Raw genomic sequence first — 17,096 nt, 5'->3', positions numbered from 1 at the left:
GGATGGCTGGTATATCCGGCGGTGCCCGGTTACCCTCGCGTCACGCGTCGCGAAGTGAGGTAGCCGTGGTGCTCAGGATCGCCAGCTACAACGTGCGTTCCATGAGGGACGACATCCCGGCGCTGGAGCGAGTGGTCGCCGCGCTCCGCGCGGACGTGCTCTGTGTGCAGGAGGCACCCCGGTTCCTCTGCTGGCGCCGCAGACGCAGACGGCTGGCCGCCTTCGGCGGACTGTCCGTGGCGGCCGGCCGCCGCAGGGGCGGCGTCGCCGTGCTGACCGGTCCCGGCGTGCGGCTGCTGCACGGGGAGGGGCGTCTGCTGGAGTCCTTCTTTCCCCTGGAGCGGCGGGCCATCGCGATCGCCGTGGTGGAGGCGGAGGGACGGCGGATCGCCGTCGGCTCCATCCACCTCGACCTCGACGAGACGGCCAGGCGCCGGCACGCGGGCGAGGCGGTGAGGCTCCTGGGAGAGGTGGCCGACCGGTTCGGCGCGCTGCCGGTGCTGGCCGGAGACATCAACGAGCAGTCCGGCCAGCCGAGCTGGCAGCACCTCGCCGAACGGCTGACCGACTGCTACCCGGTCTCACCGCGCGGTGACGGCTTCACCTTCCCGGCCAGGGGGCCGCACAAGCGGATCGACGCGATCTTCGCGATGGCCGGCCTCTCCGTGGCCTCCTGCGGGGGTGTCGAGGCCGATCCGGCGGACCTGGTGGCCGCCACCGACCACCTGCCGGTGATCGTTGAACTGGATCTTCGGCACCCCGGGCCCCACCTCTGAGGAGCCCGCCTTCCGGGGAGCCGGGAAGACCGGCGGGATCAGGGTTTTCGTGACGAACGGCAGGGAGTCTTCCCGGATCACGCCCGTCAACTGGAGAGACCGGGACACGGGGAGGGGAGGAGCCCCGTACCATTTGAAACATGACCCGTCGCCTTCCGCGGCGTGCGCTGGCTCTCTGCGCGGGAGGCCTGCTCCTGCTGTCCTCGCACACCTCTCCAGCACATGCCGATCCCGTCAGCCCGCCCGTGGCCGATGCCTGGCAGGCTCCGGCCAGCGCGGGCCTGAGCAGTGACGGATCGCTCTCCGACGTGGTGGGCGTCTCGGCCACGAGTGTGTGGGCGGTGGGTCAGCAGAGCGTCTGGGACGTCTGGCAGAGCCGTGGCGCGATCACCCACTGGAACGGTTCCTCCTGGAACGAGGTCGGCATCCGCAACGACCCGACGGGCGCGGGGCCCCTGCGTTCCGTCGCGGCGGCCTCGGCGTCGGAGCTGTGGGCCGTCGGCGAGGGACATGACGGTCTTCCCTACCTGGCGAAGGGAGACGGGGCGGCCTTCGACAGGGTCGTCGTCGACAAACTGCACGCGGGTGACTGGCTGGGCGGGGTGGCGGCCGTCCCCGGTCGGGTGGTCGCCGTCGGCCGCCGCGGCAGGCTGCCCCTGATCGTGTCCGGCGCCGGTTCGAAGTGGAAGCTCACCCAGCTTCCCGGCAGGGGCACGCTGTACGGCGTGGCGCTGTCGGGCAGGAGCGACGGGTGGGCGGTGGGCGACGCCGCGGGCAAGCCGTTGATCATGAGGCAGTCCGGCGGGCGCTGGAAGCCTTTCAAGACCCCCGAGATCCCCGGCGGCTACCTGCGTGACGTCCACCTCGACGGGCCGAAGCGGGCGATCGCCGTCGGCGGCCTCTACCGGGGGGCCGGCGAGACCGTCCCGTTGATTCTGTCGTGGAACGGTAAGAAGTGGTCCCGGGTGTCCCCGCCCGCCGGTGACATCCGCCTGTACGGGGTGACCGGCGACCGCAGGGGCCACTTCTGGATCTCCGGGGTCGACCTGGACCGGCCAGGCGAGGCGTTCCTGCTCCGCTACGACGGGCACAAGGTCAAGGCGTTGCGCGGTCCCGAGACCACCGACTCCCGGACGGTGCGGCTCCAGGCCGTGACCTATCTGCCGGGCACCGGCACCGTGTGGTCGGTCGGCCACGTGGTCGACGCCTCCGGCAAGTACACGGACGTGATCGAGCGCTTCGGCACCCCGATGCGCGCCAAGCCGTAAGGCGAGGCCTCCCGCTCAGATGACCGCGCCGTCGTCCCAGCCGGAGTCGTTGGGCGGACCGTCGCCCATGCGGACCACCAGCGCCACGAAACCACCGATGAACGCGGCGACCGCGGTGAACAGCATCCAGCCCTGCAGGTTCCAGCTGAGCGCGGCGCTGAGCAGCAGGTAGGCGGGCCCGCCGAACAGGGCCAACCATGCGATCTTGGTGGCGGCGTCGGTCTTGGGCAGCGGGGGTGGTGGCGGAGGCACGTAGTGCTCCTCCTCTTCGCCGTCACTCCGTTCGGTGTCGGTGTCTGCGTCGTCGTCGACCAGGTCGTCCTCACGCAGGAGGTCTTCCTCGTCCGACTGCTTGATCACTCGTCGCGGAGGTTCGGCCGGCAGGTTCTCGCTGTCCGGCCACGGCTGATGTGCCGAGTCATGCTCGGCGGGGTCGTTGAAGGATGCGATGATCTGACGCCAGACCTCGTCCTCGTCACTTTGAGGTGTCACTTAGCTGGGCCCGTTGTTCATCGGCCGATCACTTTCTCCCGGAGACCGCGCATCCTCCGCTCGGGATCAGTCTCTCTGCAAGGGTACAGACGCGTTCGTCTTGATGAACTCCAGGCTCCCCGCAAAGATCTGATCCGCATCATTGTCAAGAGTCGCGACGTGGTAGCTGTCGGCGAGCTCCACCACATTCAGATTCCCCCCGGTCAGCTTCTCACGCAGAATACGCACACTCGCCGGTTTCACAACATGATCCTGTGGGCTATGAAAAACCAGTACGGGTTGGGTGATCTTGCTCAGCTCCGACTGCGTCAGCGCCCAGAGCCGGGGGAGGGTGGCCGCGGCCTTGACCGGTGTGCGCGGATAGCCGAGCTCGGTCGCCCCCTCCTTCTTGATGTCTCCCGCCACACCGGGCACCGACGCGATCACGAACCTGAGCAGGGGGGCCAGCCTGAGCAGCGGCACGTCGTTGGTCACCGACGGGTTGACGATCACCAGCCCGCTGATCCGGTCGCCGTGCACCTCGGCCAGCCGCAGCGCCATGCAGCCGCCGAGCGACAGGCCCATGACGAAGACCTCGGCGCAGGCGCCGCGCAGGTCCGCCAGGGACTTGTCCAACTCGGCGTACCAGTCCTCCCAGCGGGTGTGGCTCATCTCCTGCCAGGTGGTGCCGTGGCCGGGCAGCCGTGGCAGCGAAACGGTGATGCCCGCCGCCGCCAGGTACTCGCCCCACGGACGCAGGGACTGCGGTGATCCGGTAAATCCATGACAGAGCAGGACGCCGATCTGTCCTCCCGCATGGTGGTACGCCTCCGCACCGGGCATGACTGGCATCGCGGCTCCTTGTAAGGTTCGCCCGATCGTCGCACGACTGGGGCGTGTTTTGCGAGAGGTCGATTTGGGTGGTTCGGTGGTGTAGGTGACCGAGGCCGGAAGTGGGAGGATAACTCCAGGTCCTCGCCTGTCAACTGAAGGAGCATGGAGTGTTCTACTGGGTGGTGAAGGCGATCCTCGGACCCCTACTCCACGTGATTTTCCGCCCGTGGGTGGAGGGCGTGGACAATGTGCCGAGGCAGGGGCCGGTGATCCTGGCCGGAAACCACCTGTCATTCGCCGACCATTTCTTCGGTGCGCTCTTCCTGCGGCGCAAGGTGATCTCTCTCGGCAAGTCCGACTACTTCACCGGCCGCGGCCTCAAGGGCATGGTGAGCAGGGCCTTCTTCAGTGGCGTCGGCACCGTCCCGATCGACCGCTCGGGGGGCAAGGCCAGCGAGGCGGCGCTCCGCACCGGCAGGCGCATCCTTGACGAGGGCCATGTGCTCGCCATCTATCCCGAGGGCACCCGCTCCCACGACGGACGTCTCTACAAGGGCAAGACCGGGGTGGCCCGCCTGGCGCTGGAGTCACGCGTGCCGGTCATCCCGTGGGCGATGGTCAACACCTTCGAGATGATGCCTCCCGGCCGCATCCTGCCCAAGCTGGGCATCCGTCCCGGTGTGAAGTTCGGCAAGCCGCTGGACTTCACCCGCTACTACGGAATGGAGGAGGACCGCCTCGTGCTGCGCGCCGTCACCGACGAGATCATGTACGCGCTGATGGAGCTCTCCGGCCAGGAGTACGTCGACAGGTATGCCGCGAGTGCCAAGGCCGAGGCCGCCCGCGCCGCCAAGGAGGCCGTCGTTCGGGCACGCGAGCGCACCTGAACGTCCCGGGTCTCCGCACGGGCGGCCGGCGGAGATCAGCGGGTCGACTCGCGGACGACCAGTTCGGGCTGGAACATGACCTGCCGGTGGGCGTGGGACTCCGGGTTGTCGCACTCGTCGAGCAGCAGTTCGGTGGCCACCCTGCCGAGCCGGTGGGTCGGCTGCCGGATCGAGCTGAGCGAGACCGCGGACGCCGAGGCGAAGTCGATGTCGTCGTAACCGATGAGCAGGACGTCCTGGGGGACCCGCACGCCCGCGTGGAGCAGCCCCCGCAGCACGCCGAGGGCCAGCAGGTCGTTCGCGCAGAACACGGCGTCCGGCAGCCGCCCCTCGGCGACGAGCTTCTCCGCGGCCTGCTGACCGGACCTGGCGTTCATCGCGCTCATCGCGACCTCCTCCAGCACCTGCCCGGGGTCGCGGCCCGCCGCGGACAGCGCCCGCTCGGCCCCGGTCAGGCGGTCGGCGCACTGGCGGATGGTGAGGGGGCCGGTGACGTAGGCGATCCGGCCGGCCCCGGCGGCCAGCAGGTGGGAGACCGCGAGGGAGCCGCCGGTGATGTCGTTGACCGCCACCGAGCACTGGTCGGCGCGCTCGGCGGGGTGATCCACCAGGACCACGTTGATGCCGCGCCCCCTGAGCTGGTCGAGCTTGGCCAGGTCCCCCCCGGCGGGGGTGATGAGCACTCCGCGGACCCGCTGCTCGGCGAAGACCAGGAGATTGCGCTCCTCCTTGAGCCTGTCGCCCGAGGAGTTGCCCAGGATCACCGCGTACCCGCGCTCGCTGGCCACCTCCTCGACCCCGGCGGCCACATCCGTGAAGAAGGGGTTGCCGATGTCGATGACCGAGAGGCCGACGGTGCGGCTGTGCCCGGCCCGCAGGCTGGAGGCGGAGCCGTGCCGGACGAACCCCAGCTCGCGAATGGCCTTCTCGACCCGGGAGCGGGTGGACTCGGCGACCTTCTCCGGGCGGTTGAGCACGTTGGAGACCGTTCCCGGGGAGACTCCGGCCCGCGCGGCCACTTCCTTGATGCTCACCGAACTCATGTGCACTGATTAAAACGTAACAACCGTACGAGCGCCAGCGAAGTCACCGTTTACAGCTCACCTCTGGCTTTTAACTAAAACGTTTCGACAAGCATATCCGGCCGGTCAGCCTGTCAGCAGTTTCCTGGCGACGCTGAGCTGCTCGGCGATCTGGTCGGACTCGCCCCCCTCGTGGCCGTTGAAGGCCCACACCCGGATGTCCTTGTCACCGGCGTAGTGGTTGTAGGCGGCGAAGACCGTGGAGGCGGGGGTGATGCCGTCGCGCAGGCCGACGGAGAAGAGCGCGGGCGTGGTGTTGCGGGCGGCGAAGTTCATGCCGTCGAAGTGGTCGAGGGTGGCGAAGACCTGGTCGACCCGGCGGCGGTTGGACTTGAGGAACCGGCCGAGCTCGGCGTAGGGGTCCTCGTCGGTGATCTCGGCGGCGCGGCGGATGTGCGACATGAACGGCACGTCGATGAAGGCGAACAGCAGGCCGGGTACCAGAGCGCTCACCGCCATCGCGAGGCCGCCGCCCTGGCTGCCGCCGGAGACGACGATGCGCGAGGCGTCCACCAGCGGGTGCGCGCGGGCGGCCTCGACCGCCCTGACCCCGTCGGTGTAGAGGCGCCGGAAGTAGTAGTCGTCGGGGTCGGACACGCCCTGGGTGAGCTTGCCGCTGCTCTGCGCTCCGGTGCCTCCCACCGGATCGGGCGTGTCACCGGGCCGCCAGCCTCCGCCCTGCCCGCGGGAGTCCATGACGAGGACCGCCCATCCGGCCGCAGGCCAGGTGAGCCAGTCGTGCGGCAGCCCCCGGCCGCCGTTGTAGCCGATGTACTGCACCACACACGGCAGCGGCTCCTCGGCCGCGGCGGGCAGCAGCAGCCAGCCCTTGATCTCCTGGCCGCCGAAGCCCGCGTAACCGACGTCGAAGCAGCGGACCAGGGCCAGGTCCGTCTCCACCTCGGTGAAGACGGCGTTCAGGTCGTGCTCGCGGGTCTCGGCAAGCGTCCTCGCCCAGAAGGCGTCGAACCCGTCGGGTTCCCGGCGCTCGGGCCGGTACTCCCTGAGCTGGTCGAGGGGCATGTCGACGAACAAGAGACCTCCTGGGGGCGGAACGCGCTCCGGCGTCCTGGGCGCCGGCCGATCACTACCGTAGGCCGTCGCGGTGCCCGGGGGTAGTGCGGGGTTCCGGCCGGCGAGAACGTATCAATCCGGCGATCCCGCCTGGGGCGTTGAGGCGGCATCGATGGTGCCCGACCTGCCGCTCGGCCTGTTCGTCACTGCTGAAACGTTTTTAAGCCTGGTCGCGACCCGGCACCTGGAGCGCTGCGGCGGCGCTGCGGCCCCGACCCGGTCGCCGAGGTCCCGCCGGCGAGGTGACGGCGGGACCTCGCCTGATCAGGCCAGGTGGGCGCGGATCTGGCGGATGTGTTCCGGCGTGGTGCGGCAGCAGCCGCCGACGAAGGCGGAGCCCGCCGCGTTCCACCCGGCCGCCGCCTCGCCGAACTCCACCGGGTCGGCCAGCCCGAGCCAGCGGTGGTTCGCCGAGTCCCAGACCTCGCCGGAGTTGGGGTAGGCCATGGTGGGCTTGCCCTTGATCTGGGAGATCAGGTTGAGCACGTGGCGCGGTGCCGTGCAGTTGACGCCGATCGCGATCACCTGGGGGTTGCCGGCGAACAGGCGGGCCGCGGTCCGCAGCGGGGTGCCGTCGTTGATGTGCTCGCCGTCGCGGCAGGAGAAGCTCACCCACGCCCGCATCCCCGGCGTCTCGGCCAGCAGCCGCCGGAGCGCCCTCGCCTCGGGGTAGGAGGGGATGGTCTCGCAGGCCAGCAGGTCGGCCTCGCTGTCGGCCAGGATGTGCCAGCGGTCGCGGTGCCAGTCGGTCAGGCCGTCCTCGTCGAGGTCGTACTTTCCGGTGTACTCGGCGCCGTTGGCCAGGTAGGCGCCGTACGGTCCGACGCTGGCGGCCACGGTGCCCGAGCCGTGGGTGTCCCTGGCCTGGGCGGCGAGGTGCACGGAGAGCAGGATCAGGTCCTCGGCCTCGGCGGCGCTCAGTCCCCGCCGCAGGAACGCCGGTATGCTCGCCTGATAACTCGCCGTTATCGCCACCTCGGCACCGGCGGTGAAGTAGTCGAGATGCGCCTGCCGGATCACGGAGGGGTTCTCCAGCAGGAGCTTCGCCGACCACAGGTCGTCTCGCAGGTCCGCGCCCAGCTCCTCCAAATGGGTGGCCAGGCCGCCGTCCAGAATCACCATTCCGCTACTTTATGTGGAGCCGCGAGGCCGGGAAGCCCGCTGTCCCGTACCGGCCCCGCCGAACCATGCCCGTGGTGCCGGGAATCGCGGACCTCCGGTGTCCTGCGCCGGAGAACGCCACGGGCGACGGAGTTCAGCGGACACCTTCTCCGGGCCCGGCCCGTCCGGTGGTCCGTCCGGGCCCGGAAGAGGTCATCGCTTCCAGAACGGACGGCGTCCGCCGGTGCCCACCAGGGCCTCCAGAACCTCCACGGCCCGCTGCCACAGGGCGTCCACGTCCCCGCCGGCCCGCAGCTCCTCGGCCAGGGCCGCCAACTCCGCGTGGCCGCCGAGGTAGATCACCAGGGCCGCGAGGCGGCTGCCCAGGTCCTCCAGCACGCACAGCCGTTCGGCGGCGGGCAGGGACGCCGCGGCGCGCAGCCGCTTCAGCTCCTCGGCGAGCAGCTCCCGCGGCGGCTCCTGCGGCCTGCCCTGCGGCTCGGGGGCCGGCACCGGACGGGGCAGCATCCGGGCGCGGTCGTCGAAGCCGCCGGCCGCCGCCTCCTGCGGCAGGCCGCCGCCGATCGCGCTCGCCGCGAACTTCGGCATGGAACCGGGAGCGGCCATCCCGGGCGGCCCCATGGGCGGTTTCGGCATCGCGCTCGGGGCGGCCATCGAGGTCAGCATCATCGGCGCGGCGGCGACGGGGTTCTCCCAGCCGCTGGGCGGCTCCACCGGCTGGATCACCCGGTGCCCGGGACCGCCTTCGGCGACCACCTGCGTGTCGACCGCGACGAAGGCGGTGAAGCGGCAGAGCACCCCGTACCTGAGCGAGGTCTCCACGATCTCGGCCTCCAGCGACCGGTCGCCGATCGCGTAGCGGTCCTCCAGGGTCCGCAGCCGCCCCCGAGCCCAGATCGCCCGTACCGCCGGGTTGTCCACCGTCGCCGAGGCGACCCGCCGCTCCCACGGCAGGCCCGCGGCGTCCCGGCCCCGTACGGTCAGCGCCCCGGTGGCGGCGCCACGGTAGCGGCCGAGGACGGTGAGCGGGACGCCGGAGTAGATCGAGCCGACGTGGCCGACCGTCTCGGTGATCAGGTCGAGCCCGTCGGAGTGCAGGGCCAGGTCGGTGACCAGGGGAGCGCCGATCCTGCGGTGGATGTGCTCCATCGCCTCGTCAAGCCGGTCCTCGGACTCGACCAGCTCGCACCGGCCCCCGCCCAGCCCGGCGAGCCTGCCCAGGAACCCGGCGTTGACCGCCCTGTCGATGCCGACCGTGTGCACCCGCACACCGGCCAGCCGGGATCCGGTCCGCTTCAGGATCTGGTCCTCGTTGCCCACCTGCCCGTCGGTGACCAGCACCAGCACCCGGTCCCTGGCGGAGTCGGCGAGCAGCGCGGCGGCCTGCTCAAGCGGGGCCAGCATCTCGGTGCCGCCGCGCGCCTCCAGCCTGGCCAGATGTTCCACGGCCCGGTAGCGGTTGCGGTCGGACGCCGCACAGAGCCCCTCGCCGAGCCCGTCCGGCCGCTCCACGACGGTGTCGAAGGAGAGCACCGCGAACCGGTCGCGCGAGGTGAGCGTGTCGACGATGCGGGCGGCGGCGCGCCGGGCGGCCACCATCTTCCAGCCGGTCATGCTGCCCGAGCGGTCGAGCACCAGCACCACGTCCTTGGCCCTCGCTCCGGCGGGTGCCGCCTCGGGGACGACGGTCAGCGTGAACGTGCCCTCGCCGTTCTCGTCGTCGGGGACCACCGCCAGGGAGGTGGAGGCGTTGAAGGCCAGACGCAGGATGAAGTCGCGGTCCAGCCGCTCGCCCGGCTGGAGGCGGATCGTGCCGCCCTCCTGGAGAACCGCGTGCAGGCTGGAGCGGATCTCGCGCAACTCCAGCCCCGCCGGGTCGACGGAGACGGCCAGCGAGAGCCGTACCGGGTTGGGGAAGCCGGGCAGCAGCACCGGCGGGGTGATCCGGGAGGCGTCGGGGACCGCGTCGGTGTCCGGGGTCCACCCGTCGCCCGCCCGCTCGCCGTCCAGCGGCGTGCCGGGGATGTAGCGGGGGGCGACGACCAGCGGGAAGCGGAAGGTGGCCGCGCCGTCCTCGTACGGGAGCGGCTGGTTCAGCGTGAGATGGACGGTGACCCGCTCGCCGGGCACGATGTTGCCGACCCTGATGGTGAAGACGTCGGGGCGGTCCTCCTCGGCGATCGCGGCCCGCCTGCCCTGGGCGATCGCCTGGTCGTAGTCGGCCCTGGCCTGGCCGCGCTCCTTGAGCACGCCCTCGATGACCCGCCCGTCGGCCTCCATCCTGAAGGCGGTCACGGCGGCGCGGTCGGGCAGCGGGAAGACGTACGTCGCCTCCAGTGCCACGTCGTGCGGGTTGTGGAAGCCCTGGACCACCTCGAGGTCGGCCATCAGGCCGGACACGGCGGCGGTCACCTCCACGCTCTCCAGCGGCAGGTTGCCGCGTTCGGTGGTGAGCGTCCCCAGCCCGGCGTCCGGGACGGGCGAGCACTCCTCCGGTGACAGTGTTGCGATCGAGGTAATCATGGTTGCGTTCCTTCCGGAGGTGTGAGGCCGCGTTCGCGCAGGAGCGACAGGAGCTCCCGCGACGCGGCGGCTATCTCGGCGAGGTCGTCGGGCGAGGGGGTGCGTCCGCCGCTGCCGCCGCCGTCGAGCAGCAGCGTCACGCCGTCCGCCAGGCGTACGCCGTGCACGATCACCGCGGGCGGCCGGGTTTCCGCGGCCGGACGGGGGGCCGCCGGAGGGGGCGGGGGCGTTGCGGGTACGCCCGCCCGGGGCACGGGCCGATGGGACGGGGCCGGGCCGTGCGCGGTCTGGCCGGGTGTGGTCTGGCCGGGTGTGGTCTGACCGGACGGGGCGGGGCGGGGCTCTGCCCGGCCGGGTGGAGGCGTGGCCCCGCCGGACGACGCCGGAAGGGGCGGGGTGTCGGCGGGGGCGGGTTTCGGTGGTGGCACGGGTTTCCGCGGTGCGGTGAGGCCGGTCTCCGCCGGAGCCGAGGACGGCTCGGCCCAGAAACGCGGGCGTGCCGCCCTGGGGGAGACCGTCTCGGCGGGGTGCTCCGGCGACCGCTCGGGGATGCGGGCGATCGACTCCAGGGTCTGGTCGGTGGCCCCGGTCAGCTCGGCCTGGATCTCGGCGATGGTCCGGCCGTCGGCCTGGCGCCGCTTGACCGCGATGAGCTGGAGCAGGTGGCGCCTGCCGTACAGGGCCACCCGGCCGCGCCGGGCCAAGGGGGGGGTCGAGTAGGCCGATCGTGGCGTACCACCGGATGAGCCGCTCGTTGGGCACGTCCCTGACCCGCCCGTTGAGCCGGGCGGTGGGGGTCAGAGCCGCGGACGCCCGCTCGGCCAGTTCACCGATGGTCCATTCCATGTATCGATAGTGACACTGTCATCATGACACTGTCAATTTAAGAAGCTGGATAGGGATGCGGATAGGTGGGTACGGACATTTCGTAGCAAACGGGAAACCGAGCTCGAAATAGGGGGAAAATTTCATGTCCTCGATCACCAGTCCACTCAAGCCAGAAGACAAGAAGGTCGTCGGCCAGGTGCTCCAGGGTGCGCTCGTCGATCTGCTCGACCTGTCGCTCCTGACCAAGCAGGCCCACTGGAACGTGATCGGCCATAACTTCCGCACACTCCACCTGCAGCTCGACAAGATCGTCTCGTCGGCCAGGAAGCACGCGGACACCGTCGCCGAGCGCGCGGTGGCCGTCGGCTGCAACCCCGACGGCCGGTCCACCACGGTCGCGAACCACACCGAGGTGCCGCAGCTGGAGGCGGGCTACATCAACGACGGCAAGGTCGTCGCCGCCATGACGGACATTCTCGGATCCATCGTCCGCCGGATGCGCGAGCGGATCGCCGCCACCGAGAAGCCCGACCTGGTGACCCAGGACCTCCTGATCGAGATCACTCAGGACCTGGAGAAGCACCACTGGATGATCGAGGCCCAGCGCTAGATCGTCTCACCGAGGCGCCCCGGCCCGCCGGCCGGGGCGTTTTTCGGCCGGGAGGCTCCCGGGGATGTGACGGTTCCGCCGGAGGCGGAACCGTTCGCCGACACCTGTTTCGCGGGGGATGAGAGCGGCGAAGGCGCCTGGAGAACGTGAAAGCCCGTGGTTCCCCTGTCCCGGCAGGGAGACCACGGGCGAGATGATGCCGATCAGATGCAGTTCACCGGATACGCGGCCTGCTTGGTCGGCTTGTTGTGGTTCAGCACCTCGATGGCGACCGTTCCGCTGGTCTTCGAACTCCGGGTCCAGTGGAAGGCCTGGATGTTGAGGAATCCGCTGGACTCGGCCTTGTGCGTGCGGGTCTCATCCGGCTTCCCGTCGATGACCCAGCGGTAGCTGATCTCCGTGTTCGGAGCCGCCTGCAAGGTCGCCCATGCGGTCGGGTACGGCGCGGCGTCGCAGTCGCCGTGGTAGGCCACCGAGGTCAGCCCGCCGATGCGGACCGCACCCGGCGTCGGGTCCTTCGGCACACAGGTCCAGGAGTAGGTCTGCTGGGTGAACGGCTTGTTGTGGTTGAGCACCTCAAGCCGTACGGTGCCGTTTCCGCTGCTCTGCGCTGACTTGTTCCAGAAATCGCCGATCGTCTGAACGACGCCGGGCTTGAGCACCTGGCTCCTGACCGGCCCCGGCTGGCCGTCGGCCACCAGGCGGTACCTGACCTCGGTCTCCCGGTCCGTCGTGAACAGCCCGTCCACGCGCATGCTGAAGGAACGGTCGCAGTCGCCCGCGTAGAGCGGCACGAGCACGTAGCGGAAGGTCACATTGGCGTCGTTGGGCCCCTCGTCGCAGGTGAAGGTGTACGAGCGCTCGTCAGGCTGGGAGGGGCCGCCCTCGACCATGAGGCCGACCTTGTGCGCGCCGCCCCCGGCGGCACCGAGGGTCCAGGAGGCGGAGACGTCCTGGGAGCGGGCCTGGGCGGAGGCGGGGAAGTCCAGCACCTGCTTCTGCCAGGCGGCGCCGTCCACGAGCCACCAGTACGTGACCTGCTGCGCGGCTCCGGCGGGGAGCGTGACCCGCCCGGTGGCCCGGTACGCGACAGGCTCCACGCAGGTGCCCGCGTAGTCGCCCGGGGTGAGCTCCACGATCTGCCGTCCCGGCGTCACCGGAGGCTGCGTGGGCGTGGACGTCGGGGTGGAGCTCGGCGTGGAACTCGGGGTGGACGTCGGAGTGGACGTCGGGGTGGGCGCCGGGCCGCTCTTGCAGGTCACCGCGTAGTCGGCGCGGCCGGAGTCGTGTCCGCCGGGGGTGAGGATACGGACGGCCTTCCAGCCGCGGGTGGAACTGCCCACGCTCATCGGCAGCGTGACCTGGCGGAGGCGCGGTCCGCCGGCGGCGAAGTACAGCGACTCCGGCCGTCCCTCGCCGGTGATGCTGTCGATCCACCGGTAGTCGACGGTGGCCGGGGTGCGCGAGACCTGGATGGTCGCGGTGAACCGTACCGTCGCCGGGCAAACGCCGTTGTAGGCGGCCGGGCTGACGTCCACGTCCGCCGCCGACTCCAGCGGCCGTCCGGGCTGGGCGGGCAGCGGGTGGGAGACGTCCCACACCTGTGCGGGACCGTCACAGGCGACGCTGAACCGCGCCTTGCCCGACAGACCCTTCTTGCCCAGGATCTCGACGGCCTGCCAGCCGGTGGTGTCGCGGTCGAAGGTCTGCCGGTCTCGCACGACCACCTTGCGCGAGCCGTTGACGCGGAGGCTCTTGACGACGCTCTTGCCGCCGTCGCCGCGTACCCACCTGTAACGGATGATGCCCTTGCCCTTGGCCGCCACCACCGCGGAGAATCCCACCGTGGTCGGACACGCGCCCGACCGCTTGGCGGGACTCGCCTTCACCTGGGCCACAGCGGTCTTGAGCGCGGGGGCGGAGGGTGCGGCGGCGTATGAGGGGGTGGTGGCCAGCAGCCCGCTGAGCACCACCGTGCTCAGCAGTAACGCTGTCCTCTTCATCATGATCCTTTCTGCTTCGCGAAAAGAATCATGATCGAGTTCCTCACTTGCTGATCACTTGGTCTTTGGTTGTCACCCCGGCCGACCTGGCGGTCGGTGCGAGGTCGATGAGCGGTCCGGTTCGTACCGGGAGGCGGATACTCGTGTGCGCCCGCCGGGTGAGACGCGGAAACGTTCACGGCCGGCCGGTCCCCGGTGGCCGAGCCGGCCACCGCTCTCATCTGTCACCGTCGCCTCGCCAGCGGAGAGACGGGCGTCAGGATCGGGCCTGGCCGCTGAGCCGGGCGTAGGCGGCGGGTGGCATGCCGACCGCGGCGGTGAAGTCGCGGGTCAGATGGGCCTGGTCGGTGTAGCCGAGCTCGGCGGCCAGTGTGGCGAGGTCGAGGCCCCGGTATACCCGCTCCGCGGCCTCGTGCAGCCGGAAGCGGCGGATCACCCACTTGGGGCCGATGCCGACATGGTCCCGGAACAGCCGCTGTAGCGAGCGCACCGACCGCCCCGATCTGGCGGCCAGCTCGTCGACCCTGGTCACGGACACGTCGCTCGCCACCATCGCCACCAGCGCCGCGACCTCCTCCGTCAGCGGATCCTGATCCGGCCCCAGACCCAGTAGGAACGCCTCGGTGAGCGCGATGGCGGCCCGCACGTCGGGCTCGGCCAGGACCTGTTCGACCAGGGTCGCGCCCGCTGCGCCGTACATCTCGTCGATCCCCACGAAACGGCCGGTCAGCCGGGACACCGGGCCGCCGAGGAACGGCCGGAAGCCGCCGGGGCGGAAGCGCGTGCCGAGCACGCGGCCGCTGCCCCGCATCGTGTAGGAGAACCCACCCTTGATCACTCCCGCGATCCGATGGAAGTCCTGGGTGATCGTCATGTTCACGGTGGGATGCGAGACGATGCGCTGTTCGTACGGCTCGGCGAGGTCGGTCCAGCTGACGACCCAGAAGTAATCCACATACGCCGAAATTTCGGGTGATGGCGCCTGGCGGGCGAAATTAAAGGCGCTGAGCCCCGCGTACGGGTCGACCCAGCCGCGCTGTCGCGTTTCTACAAGCCGCGCCTCGGGCAGGCGGGGCACGATGGCTGCCATGGACGACATGATGCCGCTGATGACGCACGCCACCGAACGGACCGCGGGATTGGTACGCGCGGTACGGCAGGAACAGCTCGGGGCCTCGACGCCCTGCGCGAAGTTCGACGTCAAGGACCTGATCAACCACCTCGAGTGGGTGGCGGAGATGTTCGAGTCGCTGGGTCGCAAGGGGCCGAACGTCGAGCAGGGGCCCTACGCGGGGGACTTCCCCGAGCGGGCGGAGCGCATGCTGGCCGCCTGGTCACGGCCCGAGGCATGGGAGGGGACCAGCCCCGCCATGGGCCTGCCGATGACCATGCTGGCCCACATGTACCTCGTCGACATGGTCGTGCACGGCTGGGACCTGGCCAGGGCCACCGGTCAGGAGTACGAGCCGGACCCCGAGGCCGTCTCGCGGGCGCTGGACTTCACCGGCCGGATGGCGGAGACGGGCAGGCAGCGCGGCGCCTTCGGGCCGCCGGTGGCGGTGCCGGACGACGCCCCGCGGTTCGACCACCTGCTCGGCCTCATCGGCCGGGACCCGGCCTGGACACCGTGATCCGCTCCAGCCCTTCAAAACGGCTCCCGGCACGATGTTCCGCGCTGGGAGCCGATGCCGGTGGTCGTCACCACCAGTAGGTGGGGTAGCGCGGGGTCACCCCGCTGCGTCCGACGAGCATGCCGACGAGCACCAGGATGACGGTCGCGGCGACGAGTATCGGCAGGAACGGCACCAGGGGCTGTTGCTGGGCGACCACGAGCGTCGCGGTGGCGGCGGCGGGCGAGTGCGGCGTACGCGTCAGGGCCGTGACCCCGAGGGCCAGGCCGCCGGCGACGGCGGCGGCCCAGACGGAGGAGCCGGCGACGGCCAGTACGGCGAATCCGGTGAGCGCCGCCAGGAACTGGCCGCCGATCACGCTTCGCGGCTGCGACAGCGGCAGGGTCGGCGCGCCGAAGACCAGGGCGGCGCTGGCGACGAGCGGGGGCATCAGCCAGACCTGGTCCAGCACGGTGCCGAACGCGACCAGGGTGAGCAGGGCGATCGTGGCACCCGCGGTGAAGACGGCGATGGCCGCCGTCTTCGGCCGGGCGGGTGCGCGGCTCCTGAGACCACGCCAGGCGTCCGTCGCGGTGGTCTCGTCGTTCCCGCTCGCCGGTGAGACGAAGGCCGTCCTCTCGTCGTCCCTGCCGAAGGCGACCGGGGGCGCCACATAGGCGGTCCGCCAGGGTCGCGACGGCTCCACCCCGGTCTCCGGATCCGGTCCGGCCTCGCCGGGCCCCTTCGGGTGCGTCCTGCCTCCCGGCGAGACCTCCTTCGTGTCCCCGACGGCCCGCGGATCGAGCCGCGCGGCCGCCAGGACCTCTTCCGGTCCGGACGCCTGCGGCGGGAACGGCGTCGTCCACCTGCGCATCCGGTCGGCCGGGAAGAAGTTGCGAACCCCCATGGAAAATCTCCTGCGATCTCGGTATCGGTCACCAAAATTCGCAGAAGGTACTTGCGCCTTACTTGGAGGTCAGCGCAAGCGCCTGCCCGCCTGGCGAACATCGGCTGATACGGCACTGCGGTGGTTCGTCAGGGCGGGGAAGCGGTTGCGGGGGCCTCCTGCGGACGAGGGCCTGCCCGACCGGTTGCGCCACCAGCGTCGCAGCAGTGCGCCGGGGGCGGCCGACCGCAGATCGCGCGGACGCCGTCGGGGCGGGGCAGGGGACTCCAACCCCTACCGCGGATTCAAAAGACAGGCTCTGGCAGAGACAGCCGGTAGTAGACCTCCTCTATCGGCGGAAGGGGAGCCGACAGGAGTTGGACACGGCCGGACGGAACGAAGCCGAAACGCTCATAGAAGCGCCGGGCTCGGGTGTTGTCGGCCGCTACCCACAGGCCGATCTCCTGGTGTCCGTCAGCGCGGAGCCGCTCCGCGGCGGCCGTCATGAGCGCGTGGCCGAGACCGTCGGACTGCGCCTCAGGCAGCACGTAGATGGCGAAGACCTCGCCGCCGCCGATGTGCTCGTCACGGCAACGGCCGAGGTTGACGAAGCCAACGATCCTGCCGCCGATCTCGCCCACCAGAAGCGGTGTGAGTCCCTCGGCCAAGGCGTTGGCGAGTGCCTCCTCCATGCGCGCCACCGCGTCCGGCTCGACCTTGAGCGCGTCGAGGTAGTCGTCGGGCATGATCCCGCGATAGGCGGCCTTCCACGTGGTCACGCGTACGTACTCGCGGGCTTCGACGTCCTCGGGCACGCCCGGGCGGACTTCATACGTCACGCGCATATGATGCCCCTCGGTCATGATTATTTGAAGCGTGGCCGGACCACTGCAACGGCGCGACAGCGGTCCCGGCGAGATGACGGATGTCGCCCCGGTGCTCGGCCTGCTGACGCTGACCATGACCAATCTCTACTGTGACCAGCACGGCGACGTGACCGAGTACGCGGTGGACTTCCTCGCTCCCGAGCGTGAACTTTCGGCCGACTACGACCTCGAATAGTCTCGCCCCTCATTGCCGACGGAGGTGGCCCGAGAGGTCCATCCCTCGTGGAGGAACCGC

17 protein-coding genes are annotated in these 17,096 nt (G+C 70.5%); 6 read left to right on the top strand and 11 right to left on the bottom strand.

Annotation, left to right across the window (positions count from 1 at the left end; translation table 11 throughout):
- Window positions 1-65 precede the first annotated feature (65 nt).
- On the top strand, window positions 66-776 hold the full coding sequence (locus ACFQVD_RS17570; protein ID WP_364155398.1) for an endonuclease/exonuclease/phosphatase family protein: 711 nt from the start codon (window positions 66-68) through the stop codon (window positions 774-776).
- 140 nt (window positions 777-916) lie between these two features.
- Window positions 917-2,044, top strand: a complete 1,128-nt coding sequence (locus ACFQVD_RS17565) for a hypothetical protein (protein ID WP_343974270.1) — start codon at window positions 917-919, stop codon at window positions 2,042-2,044.
- A 15-nt stretch (window positions 2,045-2,059) separates the two neighbouring features.
- On the opposite strand, the gene ACFQVD_RS17560 is transcribed toward ACFQVD_RS17565, so the two are convergent.
- On the bottom strand, window positions 2,060-2,536 hold the full coding sequence (locus ACFQVD_RS17560; protein ID WP_343974273.1) for a hypothetical protein: 477 nt from the start codon (window positions 2,534-2,536) through the stop codon (window positions 2,060-2,062).
- Window positions 2,537-2,602: 66 nt separating this feature from the next.
- The gene (locus ACFQVD_RS17555) at window positions 2,603-3,367 is read right to left on the bottom strand and encodes an alpha/beta hydrolase (protein ID WP_343974276.1); all 765 of its coding nucleotides are present in this window, start codon (window positions 3,365-3,367) and stop codon (window positions 2,603-2,605) included.
- 149 nt (window positions 3,368-3,516) lie between these two features.
- On the opposite strand from ACFQVD_RS17555, the gene ACFQVD_RS17550 reads away from it, so the two are divergent.
- Window positions 3,517-4,236, top strand: coding sequence for a lysophospholipid acyltransferase family protein (locus tag ACFQVD_RS17550; RefSeq protein ID WP_343974279.1), 720 nt, complete (start codon window positions 3,517-3,519; stop codon window positions 4,234-4,236).
- A 35-nt stretch (window positions 4,237-4,271) separates the two neighbouring features.
- On the opposite strand, the gene ACFQVD_RS17545 is transcribed toward ACFQVD_RS17550, so the two are convergent.
- The 5 genes from ACFQVD_RS17545 to ACFQVD_RS17525 all read right to left on the bottom strand — a co-directional run bounded on the left by ACFQVD_RS17545 (window position 4,272) and on the right by ACFQVD_RS17525 (window position 10,741).
- On the bottom strand, window positions 4,272-5,279 hold the full coding sequence (locus tag ACFQVD_RS17545; RefSeq protein ID WP_343974282.1) for a LacI family DNA-binding transcriptional regulator: 1,008 nt from the start codon (window positions 5,277-5,279) through the stop codon (window positions 4,272-4,274).
- 105 nt (window positions 5,280-5,384) lie between these two features.
- A complete protein-coding gene (locus ACFQVD_RS17540; RefSeq protein ID WP_343974285.1) occupies window positions 5,385-6,353 on the bottom strand; it encodes an acetylxylan esterase in 969 nt (322 codons plus the stop codon).
- A 303-nt stretch (window positions 6,354-6,656) separates the two neighbouring features.
- Window positions 6,657-7,514 carry a homocysteine S-methyltransferase gene (mmuM, locus tag ACFQVD_RS17535; protein WP_343974288.1) on the bottom strand — a complete coding sequence of 286 codons (858 nt, stop codon included), beginning with the start codon at window positions 7,512-7,514 and terminating at the stop codon, window positions 6,657-6,659.
- Between the two features lie 192 nt (window positions 7,515-7,706).
- Window positions 7,707-10,037 (bottom strand): VIT domain-containing protein, encoded by a 2,331-nt coding sequence (locus ACFQVD_RS17530; protein WP_364155402.1) that lies wholly within the window; start codon window positions 10,035-10,037, stop codon window positions 7,707-7,709.
- A complete protein-coding gene (locus ACFQVD_RS17525) occupies window positions 10,034-10,741 on the bottom strand; it encodes a hypothetical protein (RefSeq protein ID WP_386368570.1) in 708 nt (235 codons plus the stop codon). Before ACFQVD_RS17525 ends, ACFQVD_RS17530 begins: the two co-directional genes overlap by 4 nt.
- A gap of 266 nt (window positions 10,742-11,007) precedes the next feature.
- Between ACFQVD_RS17525 and ACFQVD_RS17520 the strand changes: the two genes are divergently transcribed.
- Window positions 11,008-11,475 carry a Dps family protein gene (locus tag ACFQVD_RS17520; RefSeq protein ID WP_343979769.1) on the top strand — a complete coding sequence of 156 codons (468 nt, stop codon included), beginning with the start codon at window positions 11,008-11,010 and terminating at the stop codon, window positions 11,473-11,475.
- A 203-nt stretch (window positions 11,476-11,678) separates the two neighbouring features.
- Here the strand turns inward: ACFQVD_RS17520 and ACFQVD_RS17515 are convergent, their stop codons facing one another.
- On the bottom strand, window positions 11,679-13,481 hold the full coding sequence (locus tag ACFQVD_RS17515) for a hypothetical protein (RefSeq protein ID WP_343979766.1): 1,803 nt from the start codon (window positions 13,479-13,481) through the stop codon (window positions 11,679-11,681).
- A gap of 253 nt (window positions 13,482-13,734) precedes the next feature.
- A complete protein-coding gene (locus ACFQVD_RS17510; protein WP_343979763.1) occupies window positions 13,735-14,568 on the bottom strand; it encodes a helix-turn-helix domain-containing protein in 834 nt (277 codons plus the stop codon).
- On the opposite strand from ACFQVD_RS17510, the gene ACFQVD_RS17505 reads away from it, so the two are divergent.
- Window positions 14,567-15,109, top strand: a complete 543-nt coding sequence (locus ACFQVD_RS17505; protein ID WP_343979761.1) for a TIGR03086 family metal-binding protein — start codon at window positions 14,567-14,569, stop codon at window positions 15,107-15,109. The genes ACFQVD_RS17510 and ACFQVD_RS17505 overlap by 2 nt on opposite strands.
- Window positions 15,110-15,176: 67 nt before the next feature.
- On the opposite strand, the gene ACFQVD_RS17500 is transcribed toward ACFQVD_RS17505, so the two are convergent.
- Both ACFQVD_RS17500 and ACFQVD_RS17495 read right to left on the bottom strand, forming a co-directional pair.
- Entirely contained in the window at window positions 15,177-15,995 is an 819-nt protein-coding gene (locus tag ACFQVD_RS17500) for an HPP family protein (RefSeq protein ID WP_343979759.1), read from the bottom strand.
- A 284-nt stretch (window positions 15,996-16,279) separates the two neighbouring features.
- A complete protein-coding gene (locus tag ACFQVD_RS17495; protein WP_343979756.1) occupies window positions 16,280-16,813 on the bottom strand; it encodes a GNAT family N-acetyltransferase in 534 nt (177 codons plus the stop codon).
- A 37-nt stretch (window positions 16,814-16,850) separates the two neighbouring features.
- On the opposite strand from ACFQVD_RS17495, the gene ACFQVD_RS17490 reads away from it, so the two are divergent.
- Window positions 16,851-17,036 (top strand): hypothetical protein, encoded by a 186-nt coding sequence (locus tag ACFQVD_RS17490; protein ID WP_343979753.1) that lies wholly within the window; start codon window positions 16,851-16,853, stop codon window positions 17,034-17,036.
- The last annotated feature ends 60 nt before the right edge of the window (window positions 17,037-17,096 follow it).

The sequence above is a fragment of the Streptosporangium amethystogenes subsp. fukuiense genome (genome assembly GCF_042665875.1).
Lineage (GTDB): Bacteria > Actinomycetota > Actinomycetes > Streptosporangiales > Streptosporangiaceae > Streptosporangium > Streptosporangium fukuiense.
The sequence above is the reverse complement of the archived record's forward strand: the minus strand, read 5'-3'. Positions and strand labels throughout refer to the sequence as shown.